Source organism: Protofrankia sp. Cr1, from assembly GCF_963555865.1.
GTDB lineage: Bacteria > Actinomycetota > Actinomycetes > Frankiales > Frankiaceae > Protofrankia.
This window is the reverse complement of the sequence record NZ_CAUVXO010000025.1, coordinates 23740-29915: the sequence shown is the minus strand read 5'-3', so window position 1 is coordinate 29915 and position 6176 is coordinate 23740. Positions and strand designations below refer to the sequence as shown.

The 6176-nt window shown below is 68.7% G+C and carries 5 protein-coding genes; 3 read left to right on the top strand and 2 right to left on the bottom strand.

Annotated elements, in window-relative coordinates:
* Positions 1-77: 77 nt before the first annotated feature.
* Complete coding sequence (locus tag U9980_RS04480; protein WP_322754373.1) at positions 78-821, bottom strand: 3-oxoacyl-ACP reductase family protein; 744 nt, start codon at positions 819-821, stop codon at positions 78-80.
* A gap of 126 nt (positions 822-947) precedes the next feature.
* Here U9980_RS04480 and U9980_RS04475 point away from each other — a divergent pair, with 126 nt between their 5' ends.
* Entirely contained in the window at positions 948-1658 is a 711-nt protein-coding gene (locus U9980_RS04475; RefSeq protein WP_322766803.1) for a molybdopterin-dependent oxidoreductase, read from the top strand.
* Positions 1642-2256: a cytochrome b/b6 domain-containing protein gene (locus tag U9980_RS04470; RefSeq protein WP_322754371.1), complete on the top strand. Its 615-nt coding sequence runs from the start codon at positions 1642-1644 to the stop codon at positions 2254-2256. The genes U9980_RS04475 and U9980_RS04470 overlap by 17 nt, the downstream gene beginning before the upstream one ends.
* 749 nt (positions 2257-3005) lie before the next feature.
* Here the strand turns inward: U9980_RS04470 and U9980_RS04465 are convergent.
* Positions 3006-4319 carry a hypothetical protein gene (locus U9980_RS04465; protein WP_322766802.1) on the bottom strand — a complete coding sequence of 438 codons (1314 nt, stop codon included), beginning with the start codon at positions 4317-4319 and terminating at the stop codon, positions 3006-3008.
* 273 nt (positions 4320-4592) lie between these two features.
* Here U9980_RS04465 and U9980_RS04460 point away from each other — a divergent pair.
* A partial coding sequence (locus tag U9980_RS04460) for an AMP-binding protein (RefSeq protein WP_322766801.1) occupies positions 4593-6176 on the top strand: 1584 nt, incomplete at its 3' end.

Genomic DNA, 6176 nt, shown 5'->3' with positions numbered 1-6176 from the left:
ATCAACCCCACCGGTACCGCCTTTGAGGTGCAACAACCAACCCCCTACTGCGGCAACTGACCCGAGCCGACGGCGGCCTAAGCTCCCATGCTCAGGCCGCCGTCGACGGTGACCACCGACCCGGTGACGTAACCGGCGTTGTCGTCCAGGAGAAAGCGCACGGCGTGCGCGAGCTCGAAGGGATCACCGCGCCGTCCCAACGGGATCATCGCGCGGATCGCGTCCTGCGCGGCCGGAGCCATCGCGTTGGTCATGTCCGTCTCGAAGACGCCGGGAACAACGAGGTTGACGGTGACCCCCTTACGGGCCACCGCCCGGGCGAGCGAACGCGTCATCCCCAGTAGACCCGCCTTGGCGGCCCCGTAACCGACCTCGACCGGGCTACCCATGGCCGCGGTCACCGACCCCACGTTCACGATGCGCCCGAAGCGGCGTTCGACCATCGGGGCGAGTGCGGCGCGGGCGAGATACCACGGACCGGACAGGTTCACGCGCAGGGCGCGGTCCCAGTCCTCGTCGGTCATCCGAAAGGCGCTGTTCTCGACCAGAAGCCCCGCATTGTTCACGAGGTGGTCGACGCGGCCGTGTTCGGCGAGCACCTCGTCGACCAGCTTCCGGCAGAAGTCCGGGTCGCCGACGTCCCCGGCGTGCACGCTGACTGAACCACCTCGGTCAGCCAGGCGCCCGCGCAGCGCATCCGCACGCGCATGGTTACCGGCGTAGACGGCCGCCACGTGGGCCCCCTCGGTGGCGAGTACCTCCGTGATCGCGGCACCGATGCCACGCGTGCCACCTGTGACGATCGCGACCCTGCCGTCCACGGTTCTTCCTCGCTTCGCTCGACGTATGATAAGAACGTAATATTTTTAATCAAATTATTATACCTAATAGTAGGTGTCCGGTGGAAGGGTTGCGCATTGCCACCGTGAGCGTGTTGGCTGATCCTCATGAGTGCGGCAGGTGCCCCGGTCGGTCGACGCGTCATCATCGGCATGCTTGCCGCTGGCACGGTCGGTGTGGCGACCGGTGCCGGGATCCAGGGTCGGCTTGAGGACATCCTCGCGCCGATACAGAACGGTGATCCGACCGGGCTGACGAGCCTGCTCCCGGATGCGGGCGGCTTCCGTTTCTACTCGGTGACCGCCAGCGTGCCGACCCGTACCGCGGCGGACTACCGCCTGCGTGTCACCGGCATGGTGGGCCGACCCGCGACGTTCACCCTCGACCAGCTCCACGCGATGACGCAGACCGCGCTCACCCGGGACTTCCAGTGCGTCACCGGTTGGCGGGTGGCGGCCGTGCCCTGGTCCGGCGTCCGGCTTGCGGACCTCCTCGACGCGGCGCAGATCCAGCCGGGTGCACAGACGGTGACAATCCGGTCGTTTGACGGCGTCTATACTGAAAGCCTCACCCTCGACCAGGCGCGACGGCCCGACGTCCTGGTCGCCCTGACTATGCTCGGAGCTCCGGTCACGCATGAACACGGTGGTCCGGTCCGGCTGTATGTGGCACCGATGTACGGCTACAAATCACTGAAATGGCTCAGTGAAATCGAGGTCACCGATCGTGTCCAACCCGGCTACTGGGAACAGGATGGCTACGACGTCGACGCCTGGGTCGGGCACTCCAATGGACGCGACGATGACGCAACCAGTTGAGCTCCTGCGCCGCTTCACCCGAACGCAACGCTGGGTGCACCGGAGCACCGCGGCCCTGATGGGCCTGTGCATCGCCACCGCGGCCATGCTCTACCTCGGGCCGCTGTCGGTTCTGGTGGGCCGGCGCCACCTGGTGGCGGCGGTGCACGTCTATGCCGGGATCGCGCTGCCGGTGCCGATGCTGGCCGGCGTCGTGTCGGCCGCCTACCGCCATGACCTGGGCCTGCTCAACCGTTTCACCGCCACGGACTGGGCCTGGCTGCGCAGCCGGGAGCGTCGCGCCGGCCGGATCCCGATCGGCAAGTTCAACCCCGGTCAGAAGCTCAACGCCGCGTTCGTCGCCGGTTCGATCCTGGTCATGCTCGGGACCGGGTTGCTCATGCGCTACGCCAACGCCTGGCCGGTACGCTGGCGCACCGGCGCCACCTTCGTCCACGACTGGCTGGCCTATGCCGTGGTCGCCGTCATCGCCGGCCACCTCTGGTTCGCCAGCCGGGACCCGGTTGCCCGCCTGGGCATGCGCACCGGTCTGGTACCCCGGTACTGGGCCCGCCGGGAGCACCCGGCCTGGGAAGCAGCCTCGTCCAGCGATCACTGATCGCTCCCGGCCGACCGAGAACCGTGCCAACGCCGGCCGGGAACCGCACAGCGGGTCAGGCCAGCAGCACCCGCGGATCGTCGCTACCGCACGCGCATCGGCCGGTCCGTACCGTGCCGCCCACCCCGAGGGGAACGTCGGACAAACCGCCCGGGCGCCCGTCGGCGAAGGACACCGAAGCTGGCCGTCGACGGCACGCAGCGACCAGCGCTCCGCGTCGACATGCCCGCCGGCACGCTCCGGGCATTCGACCGCCACCGTCGGCCCGATCGGCGCGAACAGCACCGGGTCCAGGTCGGCGCCACGCAGGATCGGGACGGCATCCGGGCGGGCGAACAGGTGCGGCACCGATGCCAGCACGTCGAGACTGGCCGTGGCCGCGAGCGCTTCGGCGGTTTCGCGGCCGAGCCCGAACACCGCCGCCAGCGGCACCCGCCGGGCGAAGGTCGCCACCCGGCGAGCGTCCCAGCTGTAGGACTCGGCGAGTGCGAAGACAACCCCGAGATCACGTAGCGCCTGTGCAAAGCCGCCGGTCCAGATCCCCTCGCAGGATACCGACGTGATCAGGACGCTGTCACCGGGCGCGAAGCCCCAGGCGGTGAGTGCAGCGCGGTGCCATGCCCCGGCCCGCTTACGATCATCCCAGGTGATCGTGAAGTCGTGGTGCCGCCCGGCCACGGTGAAGCGGCCGATGCCGGCGATCTCAGCGCGCGGAAGCTCTCGTGCCCGTTCCACGATCGACGCGCGGCTCACGCCTTCACCAACCGGGGGAACTTCGCGACGCTGGCGGACCGGCTGAGGATCTCGCCCGCGGGCACCAGTTCCACCTCCGGAGTGACACCCACCTTGGTAGCCACCACATCGCGTGCCCGCACCAGCAGGTCGGCGAGATCACCGGTGAGCTCGGGCGTATAGCCGACCCGCAGCCGCAGCGAGTCGACGACCCGGGTCGGCCGGATGATCTGGAAGATCCCGTCCGCCGTCTCCGGCAGGGTCTCCAGGGCGTCCCAGACGTCCTGGACGCCGACCAGGGTAGCGCCCACAACCGTCTCGTCGCCCTTGCGACCGACCGGCCACTGCCGCGCATGGGTGCGTCCGCAGCCACAGGCGGTACGGGTCAGCCGCACCAGATCACCCGACCGGAAGCGGATGAACGGTGCGGTGATGTTGTCAAGGTCGGTCGCGACCAGCTCCCCGAGGGCGCCGTCGGCGACGGCGGTGGCCCCGGACGGGTCAAGATGCTCGGCGAGCACCATGTCCTCCCACAGGTGGTAACCATCGTGCTCGGAGCACTCCCACGCCGTGCCGGTGTCCCCGGCGCTGGTGTAGAGGAAAAGGTTCACGCCCCACTCGTCGCGGACCTTTGCCGTCAGCGTGCGGCCCAGCGGCATCCCGGCGAAACTGGCCGCCTTCAGCGGCGCCAGTGCCTCCCGCACGTCCCGGACGTCGGCGAGCCGCTCGATCTCGACGACCATCGGGTAGAGCAGCTGGACGTATGCCGGCCGGTACTGCTCGATGGCGTCCAGGACGTCCCCCCACTGGCCGATCCACGTGTCGATGTAGAGCGGCACGAGGCCGAGCAGCTGAAACAGCGAGTCCCAGAAGCCCCGGAAGGTACCGGGCGGCACCACGACCGTGTCCCCCGGCCGTACGCCCAGCTCCCACAGATCGCGCGCGGTGCCCGTGACAAGGGGATGGGCGCTGTCCCACCGCTCCGGGAAGAACTCGGGCTCGGAGGTCGTCCCTGACGTCGACGTCAACGAGGTGAGTTCCTTGCGGTCGACACAGAGCAGCCCGGCGAACGGGTCGCCGCTGCGCTCACGGAAGCCCTGGACGTCCTGTTTGTCGATAAACGGGATGCGCTCGCGGAAGTCGTCCAACGAGCGGACCTGGCGCGGGTGGACACCGGCCGCATCCCAGCGCTCACGGTAGAACGGCGACCGCTCGTACGCGTACTCCACCAGCTCGACGACTCGCTGCTCCTGTAACGCTTCGAGCTCCGCCCGCGGCATCGTCTCCGCCGTGGGCTGGTAGTAGCGATCATCCGACCGGGCATCCGACACCGCCGCGCCTCCCCATTGTACAAGCCGAGGTGAATATAGCATAAGACGTTTAATGAGAAACATGATTATTACGACACAGCCCGACCCGACCGGCCGGTGCGGGCTTCGCCGAGCCGGAGGCGATCGGCTGAAACAGAAATATTAGCTCTATGATTGGACTAGATCTACCATATCGCCCGCGAGGATGGAGAGCATGAAGAGCACCGTCGTGAACGAAACGATCAGCGGCAGGACCCGGGCCAGCTCGCTGGGACCGCACCGGGTGGACACCTGATGTCCGCGGTACCGGTCGGCACCTGGCCGACGCTCGCCGAACTCCTCGCCGAACACAGCCGCTCGCGTCCGGGCCGCACCGCCACCGTGTGTGGGGAACACCGGGTGACCTACGCCGACCTCGACGATCGAGTCGCCCGGCTCGCCGGCGCACTCCACAGCGCAGGTGTCACACGTGGCTCGCGGGTGCTGTGGCTCGGGCAGACCTGCCACCGGGCGCTCGAGCTGGTCCTGGCGGGCGCACGGCTCGGCGCCATGGTCTGCCCGGTGAACTGGCGGCATTCCGCTGAGGAAATGGCGTTCGTCATCGACGACCTGCGGCCCGCCGTCATCGTCTGGCAGGACGCCGAAATCGGACCGACCGTCGGGGAGGCGCGCAAGCGGGCCACACATACCGCGCGCTGGCTGCGCCACGACACCAACGGGTCCAAGAGCGGGCCCGACAGCGATGAGCCCGACAGCGACGGACCCGACACGTACGAGGGCTTCCTGGCCGCGGGCGACGCTGCGCTGCCGCCCGCGGATCCCGATCCGCACGCCCCCGTGCTTGTCATCTACACGGCCGCGCACGGGGGTCGGCCCGCCGGGTCGATGCTCACCTCGGCGAACCTGGTCGCGCAGGCCAGCGTCATCGGCACCCTCTTCTACGCGGATGGCGACCAGATCTTCCTCAACTCCGGTCCGCTGTTCCACATCGGCACCTTCCAGCACACCGCGACGACCTTCGTCTGGGGCGGCACCAACGTCTTCGTCCGCCGCAGCGACCCCGAGGAGCTGTGCCGACTCATCGAAGACGAGCAGTGCACCTCGGCGTTCCTGATGCCGCCGCAGGTCGTCCAGCTCGTCGAGACCAACCGTGACCGACGTTTCGACCTGCGTTCCCTGCGCAGCCCGCTGACGATGATTGCGGGCTGGGCGGACATGGTCACCCCCGACGGCAGTCCCTGGGGCCGCCACATGGGTGGATTCGGTCAGACCGAGGTGACCGGCTTCTGCCTCTACGCCGCACTCGGGCACGAGGAGTGGAGCCCGACCGTCGGGCGTCCGGTCCCGTTCGCCCGGATCACGATCGTCGGGCCGGAGGGCGCAGAGGTCCCCGACGGTGAGGTCGGAGAGATCGTCGTCCGTGGCGCGCTGGTCCACGCGGGCTACTGGGACAGACCGCAGGACAACGCGCACCGGACCCGAACCGGTGGCTGGCACACCACCGACCTGGGACGGCGGCTGCCCGACGGCCGCATCTCCTTCGTCGGCACCGCGACACGAATGATCAAATCAGCGGCGGAGAACATCTACCCGGCTGAGGTCGAAGCCTGCCTCGAACGTCACCCGGCAGTCCGGGAGGCCGCCGTCATCGGCGTCCCGGATGAACGCTGGGTACAGTCCGTCAAGGCGGTGGTCGCCCTGCGCGACGACGCGAACGCGACCGACACCGAGCTGATCGAACACTGCCGGGCGCAGATCGCGTCGTTCAAGAAGCCTCGGACGGTCGTCTTCGTCGACGCCCTGCCACGCGTCAACGGGGCCAAGGACTACGAAACGATCGACACCGACCACGGCGGCGGCAACTACCCGGGCGGCTCG

Coding starts and splice junctions, on each gene's coding strand:
- U9980_RS04475 (WP_322766803.1), top strand. CDS start 948: ATGAGTGCGGCAGGTGCCCCGGTCGGTCGACGCGTCATCATCGGCATG.
- U9980_RS04470 (WP_322754371.1), top strand. CDS start 1,642: ATGACGCAACCAGTTGAGCTCCTGCGCCGCTTCACCCGAACGCAACGC.